This window comes from Pedococcus sp. P1_H8 (assembly GCF_056405175.1).
Genome location: NZ_JBFUCP010000195.1, coordinates 1 through 471, shown reverse-complemented (window position 1 = coordinate 471; position 471 = coordinate 1). Strand labels below are relative to the sequence as shown.

1 pseudogene is annotated in these 471 nt (G+C 68.4%); it reads left to right on the top strand.

The window, feature by feature from the left end:
- Positions 1-204: pseudogene (gene rpsA / locus AC1DYG_RS19555) on the top strand (30S ribosomal protein S1); the annotation flags it as partial.
- Positions 205-471: the final 267 nt, after the last annotated feature.

Sequence of the window (471 nt, the reverse complement as noted above, 5' to 3'; positions counted from 1 at the left end):
AAGATGCACACCGCTCAGATGGAGAAGACGGCTGCCGACGAGGCCGCCGAGGCTGCTGCCGGCGCTGCCGGCACCAACTACTCCTCCGAGACCGGTGCGGACGAGAGCGGCGAGGCTGTCGCGGCTTCGTCCGAGGCAAGCGGATCCCTGGCCAGCGATGCACAGCTCGCTGCGCTGCGGGAGAAGCTGTCCGGCAACGCATAGTCTGACGACCCGCTAGTCGGGTCCGACCCGAGAGCCCCGGCCCTTGCAAAAAGGACCGGGGCTTTCTGGTGTCCGGGTGTCGGGTGTGCGGGCGGTTGCGGTTCAGGCCCCGTTGCTCGACACCAGCTCGTCGAGCAGGGCGGCCTTCTCCACGAGGTCGTGTTCTGTCGGGTTGTCGGCGTCGGGCAACTCCGCGAGGAGGTCGTCGCGGGTGGTGACCACCCAGGGCGACTGCCGCGTGACCTCCTCGCCGGAGAAGATCTTGAG